The sequence below is a fragment of the Amorphus suaedae genome (assembly GCF_053629675.1).
The window spans coordinates 987,738-1,010,284 of sequence record NZ_JBRJIT010000001.1; the positions used below are offsets into that span (position 1 = coordinate 987,738).

A 22,547-nucleotide genomic window follows, 5' to 3' on the forward strand; every position below is an offset into this window, starting at 1 on the left:
GAGGATAGCGGACGGCCGGCCGATCACCCGTTCAGATCGGAGTGATCGGAGCGGAGGGGACCGCCCCGCCACACGACGCGACGAACGCCCTGCGTCAGGCCGCGCCGGCGACCGGATCGACCCTCATCGTCACCTTGTTCGGATAGAAGGCGAGATAGTCCTTGATGGCGGCCACGCCGTTCAGCGGCCGCTGGTAGCTCCAGACGGCGTTGTCGATGCGGGTGCCGGCGAGCGCGATGGACCAGTAGCTGGCGTCGCCCTTGTAGGGGCAGTGGGTGGAGTGGTCCGACGGCACCAGGAAGGAGGACGCCACGTCCGCCTTCGGCACGTAATAGACCACGGGATAACTCGCCTCCTGCAGCGCGAGCGCATGCCTGGTATCGGCGACGACGGTGTTGCCGACCGTAACGGTGATGTGCCCGTCGAACGGGGTGATGGTGATCGGATGATCGCGGCTGGAATCGATCACGGTGCTCTCCTTTGGGCGAAGGCCCGGCCTTCTCAGCGCGATAAGTCGCGAGGGGCCGCGAACGTTCCACGCGATCCCCTCACGATCGAGCGAGCGCCGGAAACGCCCGAGCGGCAGGATAGAACCGATCTGCGGCCGAATGTCCTAGTCCTTGCCGTCGTCCGGGGTGTGGTCGGGCGGCAGGTCGTCATCCGACAGGATGCGCCATTTCGCGCCCTCCATGTCGTCGTACTGGCCGGCGCGCAGCGACCACAGGAAGGCCGCGAGGCCGATCAGGCCGAGGGCAAGCGCCACCGGCACGAGGATCAGCAGGATGTTCATGCCGGCACCGCCTCTCCGCCCGCCGCCGGTTCCGCCACGTCGTCCTTCGCGGCGCGCGGGACCGACTGGGCGCGGAGCGCGTTGGCGGTCACCAGCAGCGACGATCCCGACATGGCGATGGCGGCGACAAGCGGCGACGCATGTCCGGTGACGGCGATCGGCACGGCGATCAGGTTGTAGGCGAGCGCGAGGCCGAGATTCTCCGACATGATCCGCCGCGCCCGCCGGCCGATGGAAAGCGCCAGCAGGATCGGCGCCAGCCGGTCGCCCAGGAACACCACGTCGGCGGCGGCCTGGCTCAGGTCCACGGCCGACACGGGCGACATGGAGACGCTGGCGGCGGCCAGCGCCGGCGCGTCGTTGAGGCCGTCGCCCACCATCAGGACCCGGCGCCCCCGCGCCTCCAGCGCCTCCAGGGCCGCAATCTTGTCGGCGGGCTTCAGACCCGACTGCCAGTCCTCGATGCCCAGCTGTCCGGCCACCCGGGCCACCGCCGGCCCGCGGTCGCCGGAGAGGATCTTCACGTCGAGGCCGCGCCGCTTCAGCGCGGCGACCGTCTCGGCGGCATCCAAACGGAGCACCTGCTGCAGCGCCAGCACGACCGGGCGCTGCCCCTCGATGCTCAGGCCCACCAGCGTCGCATCGGGATAGCGCAGCGCGACAGCGGCCGCTTCCGCCTCCGCGCCGACGAAGGCCGGCTTGCCGAGGCGCGCCTCAAGGCCGTCGATCCGGCCCGAGACGCCGGTGCCCGCCACCTCGCGCACGTCGGTCGCCACCCTCGTCGGCCTGCCGTCGCCGGCGATCGCCAGCGAGACGGGGTGGCGCGAGCCGAAGGCCAGCGCCCGGGCGGCCTCCAGGGCCACGTCGGGCACGTCGCCGGCGTTGGCGATCCGGGCCGAGGGCGTGGTCAGGGTGCCGGTCTTGTCGAAGACGACGGTGTCGACCACCGCCAGACGTTCCAACGCATCGCCCGCGTGCAGCAGCAGGCGGTTGCGGAAGAAGGCGCCCGCCGCCGTCACCTGCACCGCCGGCACGGCGAGCGCGATGGCGCAGGGGCAGGTGATGATGAGGACGGTGATCGCCACCACCAGCGACCGCTCCACGCTGGCGCCGAGCGCCAGCCAGGCTAGGAAGGTGACGAGCGCCGCGCCATGCACGAACGGCGCGTACCAGCGCGCCACCCGGTCGGCCAGCGCCACCGATCGCGAGCGCGCGGTCATCGCCTTGTCGAGGAGCCGGTTGACCTCGTCGAGCAAGGTCCCCTCGCCCGCCGCCGCGACCCGCACGGTGAGCAGGCCTTCGCCGTTGAGCGTTCCGGCGAACACCCGGTCACCAACGCCCACCGGCTGCAGCATGGTCTCGCCGGTCACCAGCGACTGGTCGATCTCGGAGGTCCCGCCGATCACAGTGCCGTCGACGGGCACGCGCCCGCCGGCCGCCACCTGCACGAGCGCCCCGGCGCCGACCTCGGTGACCGGAACCTCGCGCAGCGAGCCGTCGTCGGCCACCAGCACCGCCGTGTCGGCGCGCAACGCCGCGAGGTTCTCGGCGAACGTCCGGGTCCGCCGCCGCATGACGTGGTCGAGCACCCGCCCCAGGAGCAGGAAGAACAGCAGCATCAGCGCCGATTCGAAATAGGTGTCCGACCCGGCCGTCAGCGTCCCGTAGAAGGAGAGGCCGAGCGCCAGGATCACCCCGAGCGCGATCGGAACGTCCATGTTCACCCGCCCGTGGCGGATGGCGTTGAAGGCGCTGAGGTAGAAGGTCTGGCCGGCATAGGCCGCCGCCGGTAGCGCGATCAGCGCCGACAGCCAGTGGAACAGCAGCCGGGTCTCGGGCGTGATGTCGGTGACGTTGCCCGACCACACCGAGACGGAGAACAGCATCACGTTCATCGCCGCGAAGCCCGAGACCGCGAGCGCGCGCAGCAGCGCGTTGCGCTCGCGGCGGAAGCTGTCGTCGATCTGGCCGCGGACGAACGGTCGCGCCTCGTAGCCGATGTCGGCGAGCGTCGAGACGATCGACCCGCCGTCGACCTCCTCGGGGCGCCAGGTGACCGCGAGCCGCCGGTTGGAGAGGTTCACCCGCGCGCGCTCGATGCCCGGCACGCCGCCCAGGCTTCGCTCGATCTTGCTCATGCAGGCGGCGCAGTGGATCCCGTCGACGGCGAGCTCCATGGAGCGCCGGCCGTCGGCCTCGGCCTGCGAAAAGGCGGTCCAGTCGCGCGCGGCGATGGTCATCGCACCTGGCCGTTCCCCGTGATGACGATGCGGTTCACCGAACGGAACGTGGCGCCGTTGCCGGCCTGCGCATCGATCGTGAGATCATACTGCCCCGCCGGCAGCGGGTCCGCGAGGCCGCCGTAGAGGCCGACCTCGCCCTCCGACAGGCTGACCTGCCGGTCGAGCCCGGTGTGGGTGGGGCTCGCCAGCGTCGCCGTCACCGATAGGCCGGAGAGCGGCGCGCCGTCGCGGTCGTTCGCGTCGAGGCGGATCGCGACCGGGTCGGTCGGTCCGCCCGCCGAGACGCTCTCGTCCATCTCCCAGCCGAGATCGCGCTGGAGCCGCGCCGCCTCCAGGAGTTCCGGATACTCCCGGCCCGCCTGGTAGGCGCTGTTGGTGACCACGCCCGGAAAGGTGCCGACCGCCAGCCAGATCAGCACGACGTTCGCCACCGTGATGATCCCGAAGAAGCCCACCAGCCCGAGGAAGACCTTGCGGCCGGTGAGCCGGAAGCCGGTGGCGGTGTCCGCGGAAGCCGTCGTCATGTCGTTGTCCCCATGGGAAGCCGTTTCCGTGCCGCCGATCGGCGGCACACCCTATCGGTTGCCTATTTCGTCTTGAAGGTGTCCACGGCGGTGGCCCGCTCGCCGTCCTTCACGTCGACGATCTGGAACGTCACGTCGGTCGCCGGCGGGATGTCCTCGCCCGTCGGCATGAACACCAGCACGCGGATCTCGCGGCTGCGGTCTGGACCGACGGTGATGAGCGGATTGCCGTCGATGGACTGGTCGACGCCGACCGCCTCCAGCCGCGCGTCGGCGGGCAGGCCGGCGACCCGCAGCAGGAACGTCCGCTCGATCGGCCGCTTGTTGAGGAGGCGCACCGTGTAGCCGTTGCGGATGCCGCCGTCGGAGAGCTCGACGAACACCGGGTTGCGGTCGTGCAGCACGCTGATGTCGGAGAACGAGCGCGACGTGAGCGTGTAGAGCATGATGGAACCGACCAGCGCGATGATCGCCGCGTAGATGACCGTGCGGGCACGGACCATCTTGTAGATCGGCGGCTTGCCGGCGGCGCGCAGCTCCAGGTTCATGTCGGTGTCGTAGCCGATCAGCCCGGTCGGCCGGCCGATCTTCTCCATCACCGTGTCGCAGGCGTCGATGCACAGTCCGCACTGGATGCAGTCGAGCTGCAGCCCCTCGCGGATGTCGACGCCGGTCGGGCAGGCATGGACGCACTGGTAGCAGTCGATGCAGTCGCCGGCAGGCAGGCCCTTCTCCGCCCGCTTGGCCATCTCCTTCAGCGAGCCGCGCGGCTCGCCGCGGTCGGTGCGGTAGGTGACGTTGAGGGCCCATTCGTCGGTCAGCGCCGCCTGGATGCGGGGCCAGGGGCACATGTAGATGCAGACCTGCTCGCGCATCATGCCGGCGAGCGCGTAGGTGGTGAAGGTGAAGACCGCGACGAACACGTAGGTGACCATCGACGCCTGGCCGGTGAAGAGGTTCACCACCATCGTCGGCGCGTCGCCGAAATAGAGGATCCACGCGCCGCCGGTCCACATGGCGATGGCCAGCCAGAGGATGTGCTTGATCCCCTTCTTGGCGAGCTTCTGGGCCGACATCGGCTTGGCATCGAGGATCATGCGCTCGCGCCGGTCGCCCTCGATCCAGCGCTCGATCAGCATGAACAGGTCGGTCCAGACCGTCTGCGGGCAGAGATAGCCGCACCAGATCCGCCCGGCGACGGCGTTGATGAGGAACAGGCCGAGGGCCGCCAGAATCAGCAGGCCGGTGACGTAGTAGACCTCCTGCGGCCAGATCTCGATGGAGAAGAAATAGGCCCGGCGTCCGTCCAGGTCGATCAGCAGCGCCTGGTCGGGCGCGTTGATGCCCCGGTCCCAGCGCACGAACGGCAGGAAATAGTAGATGCTCAGCGTGACGGCGAGCACGCCCCACTTGATGCGCCGGAAGCGCCCGTGCACGGCCTGCGGATAGATTTTCTTCGCCGCCACGTACATGGGTGCATCGCCAGCCGCTCCGCCACCCGATGTATCGACACGCATCGTCATAACCTTCGCAATCTCTCGGCCCGCCCCGAGCCCGAACGCGGCTCTTCCGGCAATGTGGGCGCGTCGCGGCCGCCCCGCCTTGATTGGCATCAAGGGCGGGGCGCAATGCCGCAGCGCAAAAACGAGAGAAAGGAAGACCTGGTCTAGTGGTGCCGGATCCGGCCGAAACCGGCGCTAGTGGCGGCGGTTTTCGCCCACCCCGAATAGCCGCCCGCGTTCGGTGATCAGCACCGCGACCAGCGAGGCGACGGCAAAGCCGGCGAAGCCCCGGATCATCGGCTGCACCGTGCCGTCGAAGCTCTGGCCCACCAGGGTGCCGAGCACCGCACCGATGCCGGTCATGTAGGCGCCGATCAGCGACGAGCCCATGCCGGCCACGTGGCCGAGCGGCTCCATGGAGATGGCGTTGAAGTTGGGCAGGATCAGCCCGACGCAGAAGAACGCGGCGCCGAAGAAGCAGGTGAACGCCACCAGCGACAGCGGCGAGATCTCGTCCACCACCATGCAGACGAACATGATCAGCGCCATCGCCACCAGCGCGCCGTGGGACAGCCGGCGCATGCCGAGCCGCTCGACCATCGTCGCGTTGGTGAGCGAGGCGGCCGACATGAAGATCGCCACCGCGCCGAAGAAGATCGGGAACGAGCCGCCGAGGCCGAACACGCCCTGGTAGACCTGCTGGGCGGAGCTCACGTAGCCGATGAGCGCGCCGAACATGAAGCCCAGCGAGATCGCGTAGCCGACCGTCTGGCGCGTCGTCAGCACGACCTTGAACGCACCGACGAGCCCGGTGACGGACAGCGGCGTGCGGTCCTCCGGCGGGCAGGTTTCCGGCAGGCGGATGCCGGCCCAGATGAGCAGCGTCACCCCCACCAGCAGCAGGAAGGCGAACATCCAGGTCCACGGACCGAAGGCGCTGATCGCCCCGCCGACCGACGGCGCGATCACCGGCACGATGATGAACACCATCATGACGAAGGACATCACCTTGCCCATCGCCCGGCCCTCGAAGCGGTCGCGCACCATGGCGATGGCGATCACCCGCGGTCCGCCGCAGCCGATGCCCTGGACCAGCCGCCCGGCAAGCAGGTAGCCGAACTCCGGCGCCAGCATCGAGAGGACGGTGCCGAGAAGGTAGATTCCGAGGCTGAGATAGAGGATCGCCTTGCGGCCGTACCGGTCGGACAGCGGCCCGTAGATGATCTGCCCAAGCGCGAAGCCGATCATGTAGACGCCCACCACCAGCTGGCGGTGATTGACGTCGCTCACGGAGAAGGCGTCGCCGATCTCCGGCAGCGCCGGCAGCATGATGTCGACCGAGAAGGCGGTCAGCGCCATCATCAGGGCAATGATCGCGATGAATTCGACGAACGGCAGGCCGAGCGCCTCGCGGGCCTGCCGGCGGGCAGCTTCCAGCGGGTCGACGGCGGATGTTTCAGGATTTCGCATAGGTTCTGATACCCGGTCTCCGGCATTCTCGCCATGCGCGCACCGGATTGCTCCCCCACCCGCGCTGCATGGCGATAGTGTCACCAGCGTCACGAACCGGCGCGTCAGATGGCCGGTTTCGCCAGGCTGGCGGCGGTGCCGGTGAGCGGATTGGACGGATCGAAGCCGTAGCCGAACGTCTCGAAGCGCAGCGACAGCGCGTCCACCAGAAGCAGCTTTCCGACCAGGCCGGAGCCGATGCCGAGGATCTCCTTGAGCACCTCCAGCGCCTGCAGCGTGCCGACAAGGCCGGTGAGCACGCCGAGGATGCCGGCCTCCGCGCAGGTGGGGATGATGCCGGCCGGTGGTGCCTTGGGAAACAGGCACCGGTAGGTGGGGTTCGGGGTGCCGTCCGGCGCGGTCTCGAAGGGTCGCAGCGTCGTCAGCGATCCGTCGAAGCGGCCGACCGCCGCCGTCACCAGCGGGCGCGCCTCGCGGCAGCATGCGTCCGAGACGGCGTAGCGCGTGGCGAAGTTGTCCGACCCGTCGGCGACGATGTCGTAGCCGCGCACCAGCTCCCCGGCATTGTCGTCGGTCAGCCGCACGACATGCGCCACGACGCTGACGTTGGGGTTGAGGTCGGCGACGGCATCGGTGGCGGAGGCGACCTTCGTGCGGCCAACGTCGGTGGTGCCATGCAGGATCTGCCGCTGCAGGTTCGACAGCGCCACCGTGTCGTCGTCGACGATGCCGATGGTGCCGACGCCGGCGGCGGCCAGGTACTGGATCACCGGCGAGCCGAGCCCGCCTGCCCCGATCACCAGCACCCGCGCGGCCTTCAGCTTCTGCTGACCCGGGCCGCCGACCTCGGGCAGCACCAGGTGGCGGGCATAGCGTTCGATTTCGTCCGGGGAAAAGCTCATGCCCTGATCTGACCACGCCGGCCGCCCGGGTCAAGCGCGCCGCGAGCCCGGCTGCTGTCGCACAGATTCAGAATTTCGGTAGAAGTATCTGAAAAGGCGAAGCTTAACCGAGAGGCGAACGGCGCTCAGGATCGCGACGACAGACCGCCGGTCGAGCCGAAGCCGCCGCCGCCGCGCGCCGTGTCCGGCAGCGTGTCTGCCTCCTCGATGGGCACCTGCAGCACCGGCGCCACGACGAGCTGGGCGATGCGGTCGCCGCGCGCGATGGTCACCGGCTCGGCGCCGAGGTTGACCAGCAGCACCCCCACCTCGCCGCGATAGTCGGCATCGATGGTGCCGGGGGCGTTCAGCACGGTCAGGCCGTGCTTCGCCGCCAGCCCCGAGCGCGGGCGGACCTGGCCCTCGGTTCCGGCCGGCAGGGCGATCTGCAGCCCGGTCGGCACCTGCACCCGCGCACCGGGCGCCACCGTCAGCGGGGCGTCCACGGCAAGCGCGGCCACCAGGTCGAGGCCGGCGGCCGATGCGGTCTGATAGGCCGGCAGCGGCAGGCCGGCCGCATGGGGCAGCCGGCGGACGACGAGGCTCGGAGGGGTGCTCATGCGAAATCCATCACTCGGTGAGCGTTCGGGCCGCCAGCCGGTCCGCGATCAGCGCCACCAGACGGGTCGCGACGTCGTCCTTGGAGAGCTTCGGCCACGGGTCGACCCCCTCGGCGCTGACGATGCGCACGGTGTTGTCGACGCCGCCCATCACGCCGGTCGCGGGGCTCACGTCGTTGGCGACGATCAGGTCGGCACCCTTGCGGGCGAGCTTCGCGCGCGCGTTGTCGATGAGGTCGTTGGTCTCGGCGGCGAACCCGACGACGAGGCGCGGACGCAGGGTGTGGTGGCGGCCGATCGAGGCGAGGATGTCGGGGTTCTCGACGAGCTCGAGGGTCGGCGGCGCGCCATCGGCCTGCTTCTTGAGCTTCCGTTCGGACGAGCTTGCGACGCGCCAGTCGGCGACGGCGGCGGCCATCACGGCCACGTCAACCGGCAGCGCCGCCTCGACAGCCGCCAGCATCTCGGCGGCGCTCTCGACATTGACGACGGAGACGCCGGCGGGCGGCGCGATCTCGACGGGGCCGCTGACCAGGGTGACGTCGGCGCCCGCCGCGGCAGCGGCGGCGGCGATCGCGTGACCCTGGCGGCCGGACGACCGGTTGGCGAGATAGCGCACGGGATCGATGGGCTCGTGGGTCGGCCCGGAGGTGACCAGCACGCGCCGGCCGGAAAGCCGCTTCGGGGCGCCGATCAGCGCCGGCCCGGACCCGAGCGCCGTTTCGATCGCGGCGAGGATGTCCATGGGCTCCGCCATGCGCCCGACGCCCGCCTCGCCGCGCTCCGCCATCGCGCCCACTCCCGGCCCGACGATGCGAACGCCATCGGCGCGGAGCTGGTCCATGTTGCGGCGGGTAGCCGGGTGCTCCCACATGCGCGGGTTCATCGCCGGGGCGATCAGCACCGGCTTGTCGGTGGCCAGCAGCGCCGTCGTCGCCAGGTCGTCGGCATGGCCGCCGGCCATCTTCGCGATCAGATCGGCGGTCGCCGGCGCCACCACCAGGAGGTCGGCCTCGCGCGACAGGCGGATGTGGCCGATGTCGCTCTCGCGGGTGAGGTCGAAGAGATCACGGTGGACCGGTTCGCCGGCGATGGCGCCGACGCTCAGCGGCGTGACGAAGGCCTCGGCGGCCGGCGTCATGACCGGGACGACGGTCGCCCCCCTCTCCTTCAGGCGACGGATCAGCTCGAGCACCTTGTAGGCCGCGATGCCGCCGGCGATGACGAGCAGGATGCGCTTGCCGGCAAGCATGGTTCGGCCCTCGGGCGACACGACGCGAAACCCGGTCAGAAGCCGCCGCTGGTGAAGCTCCGCGGCGCGGCGGAGACGACGCGGCTGTTCCCGCCGCCGACTTCGTACACGGCCAGCCCACGCTGGCTGCGTCCATCAGCGAGGAAGCGGAAGATGCCGTCGACGCCGAGGAAGCCGTCCGAATTGGTCAGCATCTCGTCGGTGAAGGCACCGGCGCTGCGGGCGCGGACCAGCCCGGCGGCCAGGCTCGTCGCGTCATAGGCGAGCGAGGCGGTGCGCGGCGGGGCCGAACCGTACTGGCGCTGGTACTTGGCGGCGAACGCCTCGTAGCCCTTGCGCTGGGGCGCCGGATACCAGCTCCCCGTCAGCGCCTGCGCCTGCAGGACGTTCGGGTTGTCCCACTGGCCGGAGCCGAGAAGCTTGGCGCTCGACAGGCCGGCTTCCGACAGCGCGGCCGCGAGGATCTGCGGGTCCTGACCGCCGTTCGGCATGAACACCGCGTTGACCGAGCCCTTGGCGGCGATGGCGCGCGCCTTGGCGGCCATGTCGGCCGGGTCCGGCTTGTAGCGTTCCACCGCGACGACCTGACCCTTGGTGCGGGAGACGGCTTCGCGGAAGGCGGCTTCCATCACCAGGCCGTAGCCGTTGTCGGGCACGAGGGCGGCGAACGACGTGCGGCCCTGGGAGGCGGCGTAGGAGATGATGCGGTCGGCATCCTGGCGCGGCAGGAAGCTGAGCAGGTAGACGCCGCGGCGCGCGACGGTCGCATCGGTGGAGAACGCGATGATGGGCACGCCCGCCTGGCGCGCCGGCACCGAGGCGCCGGCCACCGCGGAGGAGAACACCGGTCCGAGCACCAGCTTGGCGCCCTCGCCGATGGCGCCCTGGGCGGCATCGCGGCCACCCGTGTCGGTACCGCCGGTATCGCGCACGAGGATGCGGATGTCGGAATTGGGGAAATCGTTCATCGCCAGCGCGGCGGCGTTGCGGAACGCGGTCGCGAGGCCCGAGGCCTCGCCGCCGGCCGACATCGGAAGCAGCAGCGCCACCGGCACCGAGCCGGAACCCAGCACCTCGCCACGCGGCTGCGCCGTCGGCTGGGTGGGCTGAACCGGCGTCTGCGGCCCGGTGGGCGAGCTGACACACGCGGCGACCAGAGCCGCGACGCCGACGACGGCCCCGAGACGGGCGAGAACGGCGAACCGGTGCGACCGGAGGCTAGTCATGACGAACGGATCCTCTCCCGAGCCTTGCGCGTCCCCCCGAACCCGGCGCAGGGTCTCTGGGGGATTGGCCCCACCAAACACCGGTGAATGCGGATCCGCAAGGGGTTCGTCTTCCAATAGTTACAAAGCCCTATGACCGAATCGCGACGAACGCCGAACTTTTCCATCGACAGCGCCCGCTTCGATGCCCCGCCGCTCGACCCGGGGCTGTACATCGTCGCAACCCCGATCGGGCACCTGGACGACATCACCCTCCGCGCCCTGAAAACGCTGGCCGCCGCGGAAGTGGTGTACTGCGAGGACACCCGCGTCACCCGGGTGCTGCTCGACCGCTACGGCATCCGCACCAAGACCTCCAGCTACCACGAGCACAACGCGGTCAAGCAGCGGCCGAAGATCCTCGAACGGCTGGCCGCCGGCGAGGCGATCGCGCTGGTTTCCGACGCCGGCACGCCGCTGGTCTCCGATCCGGGCTTCCGGCTGGTGGAGGAGGTCGCGGAAGCCGGACACCGGGTGTTCCCGATTCCCGGCGCGTCGGCCCTGACCGCCTCGCTGATGGCGGCGGGCCTGCCCACCGACACGGTCGTCTTTCTCGGCTTCCTGCCCTCGAAATCCGGGCCGCGCCGCCGCCGGCTTGAGACGTTTTCGCGCCAGCCGGCGAGCCTCGTCTTCTACGAATCGCCGAACCGGCTCGCCCAAGCACTGGTGGAGGCGGCCGAGATCTGCGGCTCCGAGCGCCCCGCCGCGGTCTGCCGCGAGCTCACCAAGCGCTTCGAGACCATCTCGCGCGGCACGCTGGGCAGCCTGTGCGAGACCTATCCCGCCGACACCAAGATCAAGGGCGAGATCGCCGTGGTGATTTCCCCGCCGGAGGAAGAGGCCGTCAGCGAGGCCGACGCGGAGGACCTGCTGAAGGCCGCCCTCGCCCGGCTGCCGGCCGGCAAGGCCGCCGCCGAGGTCGCCCGCATCACCGGCCGCGATCGCCAGGAGCTGTTCCGGCTGGCGCTGTCCTTCAAGGACGCGCCGGCCGGCAGCAGCGGCGGCGAGGCCTGAGAATGGCCGCCGCGCCGTCCCGCCGGCGGGCCTACCGCCTGGGGCTCGCGGCGGAGACCCGCGCGGCGCTGGCGCTGATGGTCAAGGGATACCGGATCATCGGCCGGCGGGTGCGCACCGGCGCCGGCGAGATCGACCTCGTCGCCGTGCGCGGCGCCACCGTCGCCATCGTCGAGGTGAAGGCGCGCGCCGAGACCGCCGCCGCGCTGGAGGCCGTCGGCCCCGGATCGCAGGCACGGCTCGTGCGCGCCTCGGCCGCCTGGCTGGCGCGCAATCCCCGCTACGGCAACCACACCATCCGTTTCGACATCGTCGTGGTGCGGCCGGCCCGCTGGCCGATGCACCTGGTCAGCGCCTTCGACGCGAGCCGCTAGCCGGTCGCGTCCCGGCACTCGCCGTCTGGACCCGCCCTCCAATCTGGCGCATCAAGAACCCAACCGGGCCCGCGCGGCCCCTGACAGCGTTTTGGAGACCAGCATGACCCTCAAGGTCGCGGTCCAGATGGACCACATCGAAACGATCAAGATCGCAGGCGATTCCACCTTCGCGATGCTGCTGGAGGCCCAGGCCCGCGGCCACGCCCTCTTCCACTACACCACCGACCGGCTGGCCCAGACGGCAGACGATCTGGTCGCAGCCCTTGAGCCGCTGACCGTCAAGGACGAGGTCGGCGCCCACTTCACCCTCGGCGCGCCGGTGCTCACCTCGCTGAAGGACGTCGACGTCGTCCTGATGCGCCAGGACCCGCCTTTCGACCTCGCCTACATCACCGCGACCCACATGCTGGAGCGCATCCATCCGGGCACGCTGGTGGTCAACGACCCGGCCGCCGTGCGCAACGCGCCGGAAAAGCTGTTCGTCATGCGCTTTCCGGAGCTAATGCCGCCGACGCTGATCACCCGCGACCGCGCCGCCATCGACGCCTTCCGGGCCGAGCACGGCGACATCGTCATGAAGCCGCTGTTCGGCGCCGGCGGCCAGGCGGTGTTCCGGCTGACGGCCGACGACCTCAACTACGGCTCGCTCTACGACTTCTTCGCCGCGACCTTCCGCGAGCCCTGGGTGATCCAGCGCTTCCTGCCGAAGGTGAGCGAAGGCGACAAGCGCATCATCCTGGTCGACGGCGAGTTCGCCGGGGCCGTCAACCGAGTCCCCCAGAAGGGCGACCTGCGCTCCAACATGGTGCGCGGCGGTGCCGCGGCGGCGACCGAGCTGACCGAGCGCGAACGCGAGATCGTCGCCACCGTCGGCCCGGCGCTGCGCGAGGAGAAGATCCTGTTCGCCGGAATCGACGTGATCGACGGCAACCTCACCGAGATCAACGTCACCTCGCCCACCGGCATCCGCGCCATCGCCCGCCTGGGCGGCCCGGACGTCGCGGCGATGATCTGGGACAAGATCGAGGCCGACCGGGGCTAGACGCCGCCGGCCACGATCCCCGGTCCGGCCACCGCTCGTGGCCGGATCGCCCGCTACAGCACGGCCTCCCGGAACCGCGTCGCGGCCCAGTCGAGGAAGACGCGCAGCCGGGGTGCGAGCTGGCGGTTCTGGGGATAGAGCGCCGACAGCAGCGTCGGCGGCGGCGGAAAGTCCGGCAGCACCTCCACGAGCCGGCCCGCCGCGAGATCGTCGGCGAAGCGGTAGCGCGGGGCCTGGAAAAGCCCGAAGCCGAGCCGCGCCAGCTCCGGCGCGGTGTCGGAATCGTTGACGGTGACACGCCCGCCGAGCACCACATGGCGCACCTTGCCCCCGACGGTGAACTCCAGCGGCATCACCTCGCGCGTCCTGGAGGACACGAAGCCCACCATTTTGTGGCCATCGAGGTCGTCGGTCGTTTGGGGCGTCCCGTATCGCTCCAGATAGCCGGGGCTTGCCACCGTCATCTCGTCGATCAGCCCGAGGCGGCGCTGGATCATGCCGCTGTCGCCGGGATCGCCCGCCCGGATCACGCAGTCCACGCCCTCGCGGACCATGTCCACCAGCCGGTCGCCCTGGCCGAGGTGAAGATCGATCTCCGGATACCGCTCGAGGAAGGCCGGCAGCCCCGGCAGCAGGAACGTGCGGGTGAGCAGCCCGTGCGCGTCGACGCGCAGGAGCCCGCGCGGCGCGGCGCCCTTGAGCGCGCTTTCGGCCTCGTCGAGGTCGGCCAGGATGGTGAGGCAGCGGCGATGGTAAGCCTCGCCGTCGAGCGTCGGCGCCACGTGGCGCGTCGTGCGGTCGAGCAGGCGCGTGCCCAGGTGCGCCTCGAGCGCTTTCATGGCCGCCGTCGCGGTGGAGCGCGGCACGCCGAGATCGGCGGCCGCCGCGGTGAAGCTGCCCCGTTCCACGACACGGACGAACAGGCGGATGCGATCGAGATGGTCCATGCGCCATTGTTCGCAGAACCGGAATACTGATGGCAAGACCGGGGTGATTATCTCTCCGGGCCAGGTGGCTATCTCCTGTCCGAAGCCAATGGAGAGTGCCATGACGAACCACCCACACCCCGTCGCCATCGTCACCGGGGCGTCGCGCGGCATCGGAGGCGCCACAGCCCGGCGGCTCGCGGGCGACGGGTTCGCCGTCGTCGTCAATTTCGTCAGGGGCCGCGACGCCGCCGAGGCCGTTGTTCGCGACATCGAGGCGGCGGGCGGCCAGGCCGTTTCCGTGCAGGCCGACATCGGCGCGCCGGACGGGGCCGCCCGCCTTTTCGACGCCGCCGAGCAGGCGTTCGGAGGCGTCGACGTCCTGGTCAACAACGCCGGCATGATGACCCTCGGCCCGATCGCCGAGGTCGCCGACACCGACCTCGAGGCCCAGGTCGCCCTGAACCTTCTGGGCGTCGCCCGCGGCATGCGGGAAGCGGCGCGTCGCCTGCGCGACGGCGGCCGCATCGTCAGCTTTTCCTCCAGCGTGGTCGGCCTCTACCAGCCCGGCTACGGCGTCTACGCCGCGACCAAGGCGGCCGTGGAGGCGCTGACCCACGTGCTGGCGAAGGAACTCGGACCCCGCGGCATCACGGTCAATGCCGTGGCGCCCGGGCCGGTCGAGACGGACTTCTTCCTGGCCGGCAAGAGCGAGGAGCAGGTGCGCGCCATCGCCAACATGAACCCGTTCAAGCGCCTCGGGCAGCCGGACGACATCGCGGAGGTCGTCGCCTTCCTGGCCGGGCCCGAGGGCCGCTGGGTGAGCGGCCAGGTCGTCCGCGCCAACGGCGGCGTCGTCTGAGCACGCCGCACCATCCGCCGATCGACTGCCGGTCGCTTAGCCGACCGGCCAGTCCCCGCCCCTGACACTCCTAGCCACCGCAAACCCCAAAAGGAGACTTCCATGCCCTTCGCCAACATCAAGGTTCCCCAGGCCGCCCTGTCCCGTGCCCAGAAGGAAGAGATCGTCCACCGCGTCACCGCGCTGTTCGTCGACTACTTCAGCGAGGCCGCCCGGCCTCACTGCATGGTGCTGATCGAGGAGGTGCCCGACGGCGGCTATGGCCGCGCCGACGAGGTGTTCGTCATTCCCGAGGCGTATCGGGCCAAGGACTAGTCCCTTCTCCCGGCGGCCGCGGCGGTTCGCGCCGCGGCCGGCCCCCGCCGCAACCGGTGAGGGATCAGGGAGATCCGGGTCCCCGTCTTTCAGTCCACCGTCAGCACGATCTTCCCCTGGATGTGGCCACGCTCGGCCCGCTCGTGCGCCTTGCCGGCCTCGGCCAGCGGATAGGTGCTGTCGATCGCCACGCGGACGGTGCCGTCGGCCAGCAGCCGCCCGACCTCAGCAAGCTGCGCGCCGCTGGAGCGAACCTGCGTCGCCGACACCGTCACGCCCAGATTCTTCGCCTCCTCGGCGGCGGAAAAGCCGAGCGGAAAGATCGGGAACAGGGCACCGCCTGGCTTGAGCGTCTGCAGGAAGCGCCCGGTCGTCGGGCCACCCGCGGCATCGACCACCAGATCGACGTCGCGGACGACCTCCTCGGGAACGCGCGTCGTGTAGTCGATGAAGTCGCCGGCGCCGAGATCGCGCAGGAATGCTTCGTTACGCCCCGAGGCCACCGCGATCACACGCGCCCCCCGCCACCGGGCGAGCTGCACGGCGAAGTGACCCACGCCGCCCGCCGCGCCATTGACGAGGACGCTCCTGCCCTGAAGCGGCACCGGCTCGTGCCGGTACGGCTGCAGCGGGTTCGGCGCGTCGTGGCCCAGCGCGATCAGGAACTGCCACGCGGTGAGCAGCGACATCGGGGCGCCGGCGGCGTGCACGTGGTCGAGACCGGCCGGCTTGCGGGCGGCTTCCGACGCGGAAACGGTCACGTATTCGGCGTATGCCCGGCTCTCGCCGAACATGCCGTCCGGAAAGCGGACCATCGCGTAGACCTCGTCGCCGACGGCAAGATCCGTCACGTCGTCGGCCGTGGCGGCCACCTCCCCCGACACGTCGGTTCCCAGGATCAGGGGGAAGTCGCCCTGCGGCCGCCATTCGGGAGGAAGCGCCTTGTAGCCTTCGCGCAGGTACCAGTCGGGCGGATTGAGCCCGACCGCGCGGACGCGGACCAGAACCTCGCCCGCCTTCAGCCGGGGGATCGGAGCCGCCTCGTAGCGCAGCACCTCGGGCCCGCCGAACGCATGCTGCCGCACCGCCATCATCGTCTCAGTCGCCATCGCTTTCCCCTTTGACACGCCTGCCCTATGCTCATACCGGAGCAGTGATCCGAATATCCGGATCACTGCTCCGCTTTTCAAGAGGCTACCGTGCGCGCCGACGCCAGAAAGAACTACGAGCACCTGCTGGACGTCGCGCGGGAGGTGATCACCGAACAGGGCGCCGACGCCTCGCTGCGCGACATCGCGCGCAGGGCGGGCGTGGGTCTGGGCACGCTCTACCGGCACTTTCCGCAGCGCGAGGCGCTGCTCGACGCCCTGCTGCGCGCCCGCTTCGACGAACTGACGGTGCGGGCGAGCGAGCTGGAGCGATCGAAGGTTCCCGACGAGGCGCTGATCGCGTGGCTGCACGAAGCCGTGGCCGTCGCGCACGCCTACAGGGGCGCGATCGATTCCATGGTGGCGGCCATCGCCGACCCGGGCTCCGCGCTCCACGCCTCCTGCCACACCATGCGGGCGGCGGGGACGCGCCTTCTCGTCCGCGCCCAGGAACAGGGCCACGCCCGCGCCGACATCGACGGCACGGACCTGTTCGCCCTGCTGGGGGCACTCGCCTGGATGCGCGATCAGCGGGCGCTCGCGCCCCGCGCCGAACGCCTGTTCGATCTCATCGCCGGCGCCCTCCTCAAGGGGGACTGAGCCCCGCGCCCCCGCTCACCAGGGAACCGTGCGGCCGAGATAGTCGAGATAGTCCAGGCCCGGTCTCTCGCGCTTCGACAGCAGGACGTTGACGAGGCTCGGCACGCTCTCCTCGATGCTGAGCCGGCCGTCCGGGCCGCCCAGATCGGTGCGCACCCAGCCGGGCGCCATCAGCACCATCGGGCGCGCCGTCGCCGCCTTGCGCGCCGCATAGCTCCGCATGAACATGTTCAGCGCCGCCTTGCTGCCCCGATAGACCTCGCGCATGCCGGTCTCGTTGTTGCCGACGCTGCCCTGCCCGGACGACATCACGCCGATCAGCCCGGTCGCGGCGACGGTGTCCTCGAGGCTCTCGATGACCCGCATGGGGCTCAGGGCATTCGTCACCATCACGCGCACAAACTCGTCCGTCGTCACCTCCGCGATCGTTTCCGACGGATCGTTGCTGACCCCGGCGTTGACGAACAGGATATCGAACGCCCTGCCCAACAGGCGGTCGCGGAGCGCAGCGACCTGGTCCGGCACGCAGATGTCGACCTTCTCGATCTCCACCCGGCCTTCGAACGCATCCGCCAGGTCGTGCAGCCTGGTGCGGGCATCGCCGCGCACCGTGCCGACGACGCGCCAGCCCTTCTTCAGGAACTCTGCGGCCATGGCGTGGCCCAGGCCGCGGGACGCGCCGATAAGAAGGATTGTGCCGGCGGGGGCGATGGAATCGGCTGCGGTCTGCATGGCTGATGTCTCCGTTTCTGCGGTTCGCCGGAGATAGGCGTCGCCACCCGGCTTGCGCCAGACGCACGGCAGGCAAAGAATAGTTGCATCAAACGCCATGCCTGGCGCCGCGCCCGGGAAGCCACCGTCATGACCGAGGTCGATCTCAACCTGCTCGTCGCGCTGGACGCGCTGCTTGCCGAGGGAAGCGTGACGGGCGCCGCCCGCCGCCTCGGCCTGAGCACCTCCGCCATGAGCCGGACGCTCGCCCGGCTGCGCGCGTCAACCGGCGACCCGCTTCTGGTGCGCGCCGGCAGAGGGCTCGTGCCGACGCCGCGCGCCGCCGAGATGCGCGACCACGTCCATGAGCTGGCGCGCGACGCGCGTGCGGTCCTCCAGCCGCGGGTCGCCGAGCTGGATCTCGCCTCGCTCGAAATGACGTTCACCGTGCGGGCCAGCGAAGCGTTCCTGGAATTCCTGGCGACGCCCGTCGTGGCCGCCGTCGTCGAGGCCGCGCCCGGCGTCCGCCTCCGCTTCGCGCCCAAGCCGAACAAGGACGCGGCGCCGCTTCGGGAAGGCCTGATCGATCTGGAGATCGGCGTCCTCGGAACGGCCGCGCCGGAGATCCGCACCCGGTTCCTGCTCGACGACAGGCGCGTCGGCGTGGCGCGTGCCGGGCATCCGCTGCTGACGGGCGCCGGGGTCACGGCGGAGCGCTATGCGGCCTGCGGCCATGTCGTGGCATCCCGGACGGGCGACGTCATCGAGCCGGTGGACGGCGCGCTTTCGGCACTCGGCCTGACGCGGCGCATCCGCGTCGTGGTGCCCGGCTACCCGGACGCCATGCGGATCGCGCGCGCCTCGGACCTCGTCGCGATCGTGCCCCGCTCGTGCCTCGGCAACCGCCTGACGACCGACCACGGCGCGCTCGACGGCCTCGCAAGCTTCGACCTCCCCGTCCCCACGCCGGAATTCAAGGTCTCGGCGATGTGGCATCCCCGCGTGGACGCCGACCCGGCGCATCGCTGGTTGCGCGACACCGTCATGTCCGTCTGCCGGACGGCCTATCCGAGGTGATCCCGGCCGCGCGGCACGATCCTCCCGATCCCAGCCATCCGCGGTTGTTCTCATAATGTTCTTGCGCGACTTTCGGCCATCCGCTACTTTTGATTGCGGATCGGCCGGGAGGGTTGCAGATGGTCTCGCACGTGACGACGGTGGCGTTTCAGGGGGTCGAGGCCGTGCCGGTGGACGTGCAGGTCCAGATCGGTCCGGGCACCGTCGCCTTCACCATCGTCGGCCTGCCCGACAAGGCGGTGGCGGAAAGCCGCGAGCGGGTGCGCTCGGCGCTGATCGCCTCCGGCCTGTCGCTGCCGCCCAAGCGCATCACCGTCAATCTCGCCCCCGCCGACCTGCCGAAGGAAGGCAGCCACTACGACCTGCCCATCGCGGTCGGGCTGATGGCCGCCATGGGTGTCGTGCCGGCCGACCAGGTGCTCGATTACGTGGTCCTGGGCGAGCTCTCGCTCGACGGCACGATCGCGCCCGTGGCCGGGGTGCTCCCGGCGGCGATCGGCGCCAACGCGCTTTCGAAGGGGCTGATCTGCCCGTCGGCGTGCGGGCCCGAGGCGGCGTGGGCGTCCGGCGACATGGCGATCCTGGCGCCGCGCAGCCTGATCGCGCTCGCCAACCACTTCAAGGGCACCCAGGTGCTGTCGCGGCCGGACCCGAAGGTGCGCGAGGACGGCGCTCCCCTGCCCGACCTCGCCGACGTGAAGGGCCAGGAGACCGCCAAGCGCGCGCTGGAGATCGCCGCCGCCGGCGGCCACAACCTCCTGATGGTCGGGCCGCCTGGCTCCGGCAAGTCGATGCTCGCCCAGCGCCTGCCGTCGATCCTGCCGCCGCTGGCGCCACGCGAACTGCTGGAGGTCTCGATGGTCCAGTCGATCGCCGGCCAGCTCGGCGAGGGCCGGCTGTCGGCGCGGCGGCCGTTCCGCGCCCCCCATCATTCCGCCTCCACCGCGGCGATGGTCGGCGGCGGCGTCCGGGCGCGTCCCGGCGAGGTGTCGCTCGCCCATCTGGGCGTACTCTTCCTCGACGAGCTGCCGGAGTTCGCGCCGCCGGTGCTGGATGCGCTGCGCGAGCCGCTGGAGACCGCCCGCGCCGTCATCGCCCGCGCCAACCACCGGGTCAGCTACCCCGCGCTGTTCCAGCTCGTCTGCGCCATGAACCCGTGCCGCTGCGGCTACTACGGCGAGCCCGGCCACCAGTGCCGGCGCGGCGACCGCTGCGCGGCCGACTACCAGGCCCGCCTCTCCGGCCCGTTCCTCGACCGCATCGACGTCCGCATCGACGTGCCCGCCGTCACCGCCTCCGACATGGCGATGCCGTCGCCGGCCGAAGGCTCCCGCGAGGCCGCCCTCCGGGTCGCCGCCGCCCGCGCCATCCAGCGGGCCCGCTTCGCCGAGCTCGGGGTGAGCGCCCGCACCAACGCCGAGTGCGGCCCCCGCCTCATCGAGGAGATCGCGGCGCCCGACCCGGATGGCGCCCGGCTGCTTCGCGACGCCGCCGACGCCATGCACCTGTCGGCGCGCGGCTACCACCGCGTCCTCAAGGTCGCCCGGACGCTCGCCGACATGGAGGGCGCGCGGACCGTCGGCCGGCTCCATCTGGCCGAGGCACTCGCCTACCGGCAGGCGGGCCCGCGCATGGCGATCGCCGCCTGAGACGCCCCCGCGTCCCGCCGACCCCGGGGTCGGACGGGCCGACGCTCAAGTTTATGGTAAACGTGAATTTAACCATATAAATTATTGAAAAATAACAATATTATTTCGGAATATAAGATTGTCCCTGATGTGTTTCACGGTCGATTCTGGTCGGCTGTTCCTCGCGATCATCCCGGCGCCGAAGGCGGCGGCAGAAATGACTTTGGTCCACGTCCGGCTGCGACCGGGGGCGCGGCGTCGGGGTGGGAACCGGCGGACAGGTTCGCGGCGAAGAGAGTTGCTTTGCCGGCTTACCTTCCGGCGAACGGAGGTCCCGGCCGCGGCTTTACGAGACGGGTGACTGGCCGCTCCGATCGTCCGAACCGGCGGCTCTGTTCGCGCGGGTGATGGGCCGATGCCATCCGGCAGAGTGGCCTGCCTGCGAGCGATGTTGGCAGGCTTGCGGGCGATCTTGCGAGCGTCTCGTGCGGCGCCACCAACGACGCCCGCCCCGCCCGACCGGGCTCGGGAGGACGGTCGGGCGGACCCGTCGTGCAAACGATGCCTTGCTGCCGGACGACCTTCCGACGGGCGACCTGCTGACGGGCGTCCTGCCGCCGGGGGGAGTACTGTCGGGGAATGCTGTTGGGGCAGTGCTGTCGGCAATGCAGATATGGGCGCCCGGCCAACCGGCCCCTTGCGGGGGACCGCCTTGCGGACGGACGCCGCGTTGATGGACGACCTGCCGCCGGGCACCTTGCTGCCGGGCCGGCCGGCGGGCGGGTCCCTGCACTTCCCTTCGCAGCCGCATGCACGCGCGCTTGTGCCCGCCCATGCGCACCGCGCTGGCGCGCGCACCTGACTGCGCGATCGTGCACGAATTTGCGCGAAACTGCGCACGGAGGTCGGCGTGCACAGCGAACGGCGTGAGGACCGCGTGCGCGGCGCCTCGGCGCCGAAATGAAGGGCGCGGGAGCGCGTCCGAGGGCCGTCGCCATCGCCAACGGAAAGAGTGCCGGACGGGTGTCCGCTCCAGAGGGCTTCAGTCGCAGCATCCGGCACGACCGGCCTCTGATGCCGTCGCGACCTCCCACGCGCTCGAGACCTTCGTCATCGACAACGCGCCGGAAGGCGGGGCGGAACAGGCCGGCGAGCGAACGGTGCTGCCCAATCAGGGCCGGCGATCACAGGCGCTGAGGTTTGCCCTCTGCGGGGGAGTGGAAAGTCCGCGGGTCCGGCGGTGGCCGGCCTGCACGCGTCCACAAGGGCTGAGCTGCGTTCGGCGCCGACGGCGGCTCGGATCCCGACGGCCTCGCGATGCAGGGCCTCTGACCCAACGGTAGGCAGGGCCCGACCCTCTCGGCCGGTTTCATCGCCCTAAGGTGCCGCCCTGGCATAGGGCAAGCGGCTCTCAGGTGCTGGCGCGCCTCGGCCCCAGCCAATGCCATCAGGTGCCATAGTCCTAGTCAGCGCGCTCCTTGAGCACGGCGGCTCTCGGGTACGGGCACCCCGTGCTCGGGGGCTCACGATCTCAGGTGGCGTCGTCCACCAACCTCAATCCCACGACTGTCAGATACCCGTCCCTCCCGGCCCTTGCACGTAGCGCGCAGGCAAGGATGACCCGACCCCTGGCCGCCTGACGGACTCCGGTTTCGGGTTCCTCACACGGGCGGGCCTCATGTGCCCTGCCCTATCCCCTAGGTAACCGGCCGAGCCCGCTTCCGTCAGGTGCCGTAGACCTGGTCGGCGCGTTCCTCGAAGGCGGCGGCGAAGCGGCGGAAGGCGCGGTCGAAGACCGAGCCCATCACGGCGGACAGCGCCCGGCTCTTGAACTCGTAGCTGATGAAGAAGCCGACCTCGGAATGGCCCTCGTCGATGGGCTTGAAGGTCCAGCGGTTCTCCATGTGGCGGAACGGGCCGTCGAGATATTCCACCGAGATCGTCCGGTTCGCCCGGTCGAGCACCACCCGGGAGGTGAACGTCTCGCGGATGAAGCGGTAGGCGACCGTCATGTCGGCGATCAGCAGCTCGGTGCCGTCGTCCTGCTCGCGGCGGCCGCGCACGGTGAGCGACTGGCACAGCGGCACGAAGCCCGGATACTTGTCGACGTCCGCGACGAGGTCGAACATGTCCTCGGCGGAGTGGGCGACGCGGCGTGTGGTCTCGAAGTGCGGCATGGGGCGGCAGCGGTTCCTGTACGATCCCTGGAGCAACCCGCCGGCGGTGAGCATGTTCCGTTCCGGCCGAAACCCGGCCGAAGAGGCGTGCCCAACCGATTGACCCCGCACCCTTTCCGCGAC

The 22,547-nt window shown here is 70.6% G+C and carries 22 protein-coding genes; 8 read left to right on the forward strand and 14 right to left on the reverse strand.

Features of this window, described 5'->3' with window-relative positions; translation table 11 throughout:
• Nucleotides 1-94: 94 nt before the first annotated feature.
• The 10 genes from AB7M35_RS04430 to AB7M35_RS04475 all read right to left on the reverse strand — a co-directional run bounded on the left by AB7M35_RS04430 (nt 95) and on the right by AB7M35_RS04475 (nt 10,508).
• Complete coding sequence (locus AB7M35_RS04430) at nt 95-469, reverse strand: DUF427 domain-containing protein (protein WP_453957591.1); 375 nt, start codon at nt 467-469, stop codon at nt 95-97.
• Nucleotides 470-613: 144 nt separating this feature from the next.
• Nucleotides 614-790: a cbb3-type cytochrome oxidase assembly protein CcoS gene (gene ccoS, locus AB7M35_RS04435; RefSeq protein WP_453957593.1), complete on the reverse strand. Its 177-nt coding sequence runs from the start codon at nt 788-790 to the stop codon at nt 614-616.
• Nucleotides 787-3,030 (reverse strand): heavy metal translocating P-type ATPase, encoded by a 2,244-nt coding sequence (locus AB7M35_RS04440; RefSeq protein ID WP_453957594.1) that lies wholly within the window; start codon nt 3,028-3,030, stop codon nt 787-789. Before AB7M35_RS04440 ends, ccoS begins: the two co-directional genes overlap by 4 nt.
• Nucleotides 3,027-3,557, reverse strand: a complete 531-nt coding sequence (locus tag AB7M35_RS04445) for a FixH family protein (RefSeq protein ID WP_453957595.1) — start codon at nt 3,555-3,557, stop codon at nt 3,027-3,029. The genes AB7M35_RS04440 and AB7M35_RS04445 overlap by 4 nt, the downstream gene beginning before the upstream one ends.
• A gap of 62 nt (nt 3,558-3,619) precedes the next feature.
• Nucleotides 3,620-5,080 (reverse strand): cytochrome c oxidase accessory protein CcoG, encoded by a 1,461-nt coding sequence (gene ccoG / locus AB7M35_RS04450; RefSeq protein WP_453957596.1) that lies wholly within the window; start codon nt 5,078-5,080, stop codon nt 3,620-3,622.
• 174 nt (nt 5,081-5,254) lie between these two features.
• Complete coding sequence (locus tag AB7M35_RS04455) at nt 5,255-6,529, reverse strand: multidrug effflux MFS transporter (protein WP_453957598.1); 1,275 nt, start codon at nt 6,527-6,529, stop codon at nt 5,255-5,257.
• Between the two features lie 104 nt (nt 6,530-6,633).
• Nucleotides 6,634-7,431: a HesA/MoeB/ThiF family protein gene (locus tag AB7M35_RS04460; RefSeq protein ID WP_453957599.1), complete on the reverse strand. Its 798-nt coding sequence runs from the start codon at nt 7,429-7,431 to the stop codon at nt 6,634-6,636.
• 125 nt (nt 7,432-7,556) lie between these two features.
• On the reverse strand, nt 7,557-8,030 hold the full coding sequence (dut, locus tag AB7M35_RS04465) for a dUTP diphosphatase (RefSeq protein WP_453957601.1): 474 nt from the start codon (nt 8,028-8,030) through the stop codon (nt 7,557-7,559).
• A 10-nt stretch (nt 8,031-8,040) separates the two neighbouring features.
• Nucleotides 8,041-9,282: a bifunctional phosphopantothenoylcysteine decarboxylase/phosphopantothenate--cysteine ligase CoaBC gene (coaBC, locus tag AB7M35_RS04470; protein ID WP_453957602.1), complete on the reverse strand. Its 1,242-nt coding sequence runs from the start codon at nt 9,280-9,282 to the stop codon at nt 8,041-8,043.
• A gap of 35 nt (nt 9,283-9,317) precedes the next feature.
• On the reverse strand, nt 9,318-10,508 hold the full coding sequence (locus AB7M35_RS04475; RefSeq protein ID WP_453957604.1) for a penicillin-binding protein activator: 1,191 nt from the start codon (nt 10,506-10,508) through the stop codon (nt 9,318-9,320).
• A gap of 132 nt (nt 10,509-10,640) precedes the next feature.
• Here AB7M35_RS04475 and rsmI point away from each other — a divergent pair, with 132 nt between their 5' ends.
• The 3 genes from rsmI (at nt 10,641) to gshB (ending at nt 12,980) form a co-directional block, all read left to right on the forward strand.
• On the forward strand, nt 10,641-11,561 hold the full coding sequence (gene rsmI, locus AB7M35_RS04480) for a 16S rRNA (cytidine(1402)-2'-O)-methyltransferase (RefSeq protein WP_453957606.1): 921 nt from the start codon (nt 10,641-10,643) through the stop codon (nt 11,559-11,561).
• Between the two features lie 2 nt (nt 11,562-11,563).
• On the forward strand, nt 11,564-11,935 hold the full coding sequence (locus AB7M35_RS04485; protein WP_453957608.1) for a YraN family protein: 372 nt from the start codon (nt 11,564-11,566) through the stop codon (nt 11,933-11,935).
• Between the two features lie 103 nt (nt 11,936-12,038).
• Entirely contained in the window at nt 12,039-12,980 is a 942-nt protein-coding gene (gene gshB, locus AB7M35_RS04490) for a glutathione synthase (RefSeq protein ID WP_453957609.1), read from the forward strand.
• A gap of 53 nt (nt 12,981-13,033) precedes the next feature.
• Here the strand turns inward: gshB and AB7M35_RS04495 are convergent, their stop codons facing one another.
• Entirely contained in the window at nt 13,034-13,927 is an 894-nt protein-coding gene (locus AB7M35_RS04495; RefSeq protein ID WP_453957610.1) for a LysR family transcriptional regulator, read from the reverse strand.
• 100 nt (nt 13,928-14,027) lie between these two features.
• Here AB7M35_RS04495 and AB7M35_RS04500 point away from each other — a divergent pair, with 100 nt between their 5' ends.
• Complete coding sequence (locus tag AB7M35_RS04500; protein WP_453957611.1) at nt 14,028-14,768, forward strand: SDR family oxidoreductase; 741 nt, start codon at nt 14,028-14,030, stop codon at nt 14,766-14,768.
• A 102-nt stretch (nt 14,769-14,870) separates the two neighbouring features.
• Nucleotides 14,871-15,083 carry a tautomerase family protein gene (locus AB7M35_RS04505; RefSeq protein WP_453957613.1) on the forward strand — a complete coding sequence of 71 codons (213 nt, stop codon included), beginning with the start codon at nt 14,871-14,873 and terminating at the stop codon, nt 15,081-15,083.
• A gap of 89 nt (nt 15,084-15,172) precedes the next feature.
• On the opposite strand, the gene AB7M35_RS04510 is transcribed toward AB7M35_RS04505, so the two are convergent.
• The gene (locus AB7M35_RS04510; RefSeq protein WP_453957614.1) at nt 15,173-16,192 is read right to left on the reverse strand and encodes an NADP-dependent oxidoreductase; all 1,020 of its coding nucleotides are present in this window, start codon (nt 16,190-16,192) and stop codon (nt 15,173-15,175) included.
• A gap of 90 nt (nt 16,193-16,282) precedes the next feature.
• On the opposite strand from AB7M35_RS04510, the gene AB7M35_RS04515 reads away from it, so the two are divergent.
• Entirely contained in the window at nt 16,283-16,831 is a 549-nt protein-coding gene (locus tag AB7M35_RS04515) for a TetR/AcrR family transcriptional regulator (RefSeq protein WP_453957616.1), read from the forward strand.
• Between the two features lie 15 nt (nt 16,832-16,846).
• Here AB7M35_RS04515 and AB7M35_RS04520 read toward each other — a convergent pair whose 3' ends face one another.
• Entirely contained in the window at nt 16,847-17,563 is a 717-nt protein-coding gene (locus tag AB7M35_RS04520; RefSeq protein ID WP_453957617.1) for an SDR family NAD(P)-dependent oxidoreductase, read from the reverse strand.
• A 129-nt stretch (nt 17,564-17,692) separates the two neighbouring features.
• Here AB7M35_RS04520 and AB7M35_RS04525 point away from each other — a divergent pair, with 129 nt between their 5' ends.
• Together AB7M35_RS04525 and AB7M35_RS04530 are read left to right on the forward strand one after the other, a co-directional pair.
• Nucleotides 17,693-18,619, forward strand: coding sequence for a LysR family transcriptional regulator (locus tag AB7M35_RS04525; protein WP_453957618.1), 927 nt, complete (start codon nt 17,693-17,695; stop codon nt 18,617-18,619).
• A 119-nt stretch (nt 18,620-18,738) separates the two neighbouring features.
• On the forward strand, nt 18,739-20,268 hold the full coding sequence (locus AB7M35_RS04530) for a YifB family Mg chelatase-like AAA ATPase (protein WP_453957619.1): 1,530 nt from the start codon (nt 18,739-18,741) through the stop codon (nt 20,266-20,268).
• A 1,703-nt stretch (nt 20,269-21,971) separates the two neighbouring features.
• On the opposite strand, the gene AB7M35_RS04535 is transcribed toward AB7M35_RS04530, so the two are convergent.
• Nucleotides 21,972-22,424, reverse strand: a complete 453-nt coding sequence (locus AB7M35_RS04535) for a type II toxin-antitoxin system RatA family toxin (RefSeq protein ID WP_453957620.1) — start codon at nt 22,422-22,424, stop codon at nt 21,972-21,974.
• Nucleotides 22,425-22,547: the final 123 nt, after the last annotated feature.

What these genes read in the sequence shown, in the direction of transcription:
- ccoS (WP_453957593.1), bottom strand. Translation starts at nt 790, where the DNA reads ATGAACATCCTGCTGATCCTCGTGCCGGTGGCGCTTGCCCTCGGCCTG.
- AB7M35_RS04440 (WP_453957594.1), bottom strand. Translation starts at nt 3,030, where the DNA reads ATGACCATCGCCGCGCGCGACTGGACCGCCTTTTCGCAGGCCGAGGCC.
- AB7M35_RS04445 (WP_453957595.1), bottom strand. Translation starts at nt 3,557, where the DNA reads ATGACGACGGCTTCCGCGGACACCGCCACCGGCTTCCGGCTCACCGGC.
- ccoG (WP_453957596.1), bottom strand. Translation starts at nt 5,080, where the DNA reads ATGACGATGCGTGTCGATACATCGGGTGGCGGAGCGGCTGGCGATGCA.
- AB7M35_RS04455 (WP_453957598.1), bottom strand. Translation starts at nt 6,529, where the DNA reads ATGCGAAATCCTGAAACATCCGCCGTCGACCCGCTGGAAGCTGCCCGC.
- AB7M35_RS04460 (WP_453957599.1), bottom strand. Translation starts at nt 7,431, where the DNA reads ATGAGCTTTTCCCCGGACGAAATCGAACGCTATGCCCGCCACCTGGTG.
- dut (WP_453957601.1), bottom strand. Translation starts at nt 8,030, where the DNA reads ATGAGCACCCCTCCGAGCCTCGTCGTCCGCCGGCTGCCCCATGCGGCC.
- coaBC (WP_453957602.1), bottom strand. Translation starts at nt 9,282, where the DNA reads ATGCTTGCCGGCAAGCGCATCCTGCTCGTCATCGCCGGCGGCATCGCG.
- AB7M35_RS04475 (WP_453957604.1), bottom strand. Translation starts at nt 10,508, where the DNA reads ATGACTAGCCTCCGGTCGCACCGGTTCGCCGTTCTCGCCCGTCTCGGG.
- rsmI (WP_453957606.1), top strand. Translation starts at nt 10,641, where the DNA reads ATGACCGAATCGCGACGAACGCCGAACTTTTCCATCGACAGCGCCCGC.
- AB7M35_RS04485 (WP_453957608.1), top strand. Translation starts at nt 11,564, where the DNA reads ATGGCCGCCGCGCCGTCCCGCCGGCGGGCCTACCGCCTGGGGCTCGCG.
- gshB (WP_453957609.1), top strand. Translation starts at nt 12,039, where the DNA reads ATGACCCTCAAGGTCGCGGTCCAGATGGACCACATCGAAACGATCAAG.
- AB7M35_RS04495 (WP_453957610.1), bottom strand. Translation starts at nt 13,927, where the DNA reads ATGGACCATCTCGATCGCATCCGCCTGTTCGTCCGTGTCGTGGAACGG.
- AB7M35_RS04500 (WP_453957611.1), top strand. Translation starts at nt 14,028, where the DNA reads ATGACGAACCACCCACACCCCGTCGCCATCGTCACCGGGGCGTCGCGC.
- AB7M35_RS04505 (WP_453957613.1), top strand. Translation starts at nt 14,871, where the DNA reads ATGCCCTTCGCCAACATCAAGGTTCCCCAGGCCGCCCTGTCCCGTGCC.
- AB7M35_RS04510 (WP_453957614.1), bottom strand. Translation starts at nt 16,192, where the DNA reads ATGGCGACTGAGACGATGATGGCGGTGCGGCAGCATGCGTTCGGCGGG.
- AB7M35_RS04520 (WP_453957617.1), bottom strand. Translation starts at nt 17,563, where the DNA reads ATGCAGACCGCAGCCGATTCCATCGCCCCCGCCGGCACAATCCTTCTT.
- AB7M35_RS04525 (WP_453957618.1), top strand. Translation starts at nt 17,693, where the DNA reads ATGACCGAGGTCGATCTCAACCTGCTCGTCGCGCTGGACGCGCTGCTT.
- AB7M35_RS04530 (WP_453957619.1), top strand. Translation starts at nt 18,739, where the DNA reads ATGGTCTCGCACGTGACGACGGTGGCGTTTCAGGGGGTCGAGGCCGTG.
- AB7M35_RS04535 (WP_453957620.1), bottom strand. Translation starts at nt 22,424, where the DNA reads ATGCCGCACTTCGAGACCACACGCCGCGTCGCCCACTCCGCCGAGGAC.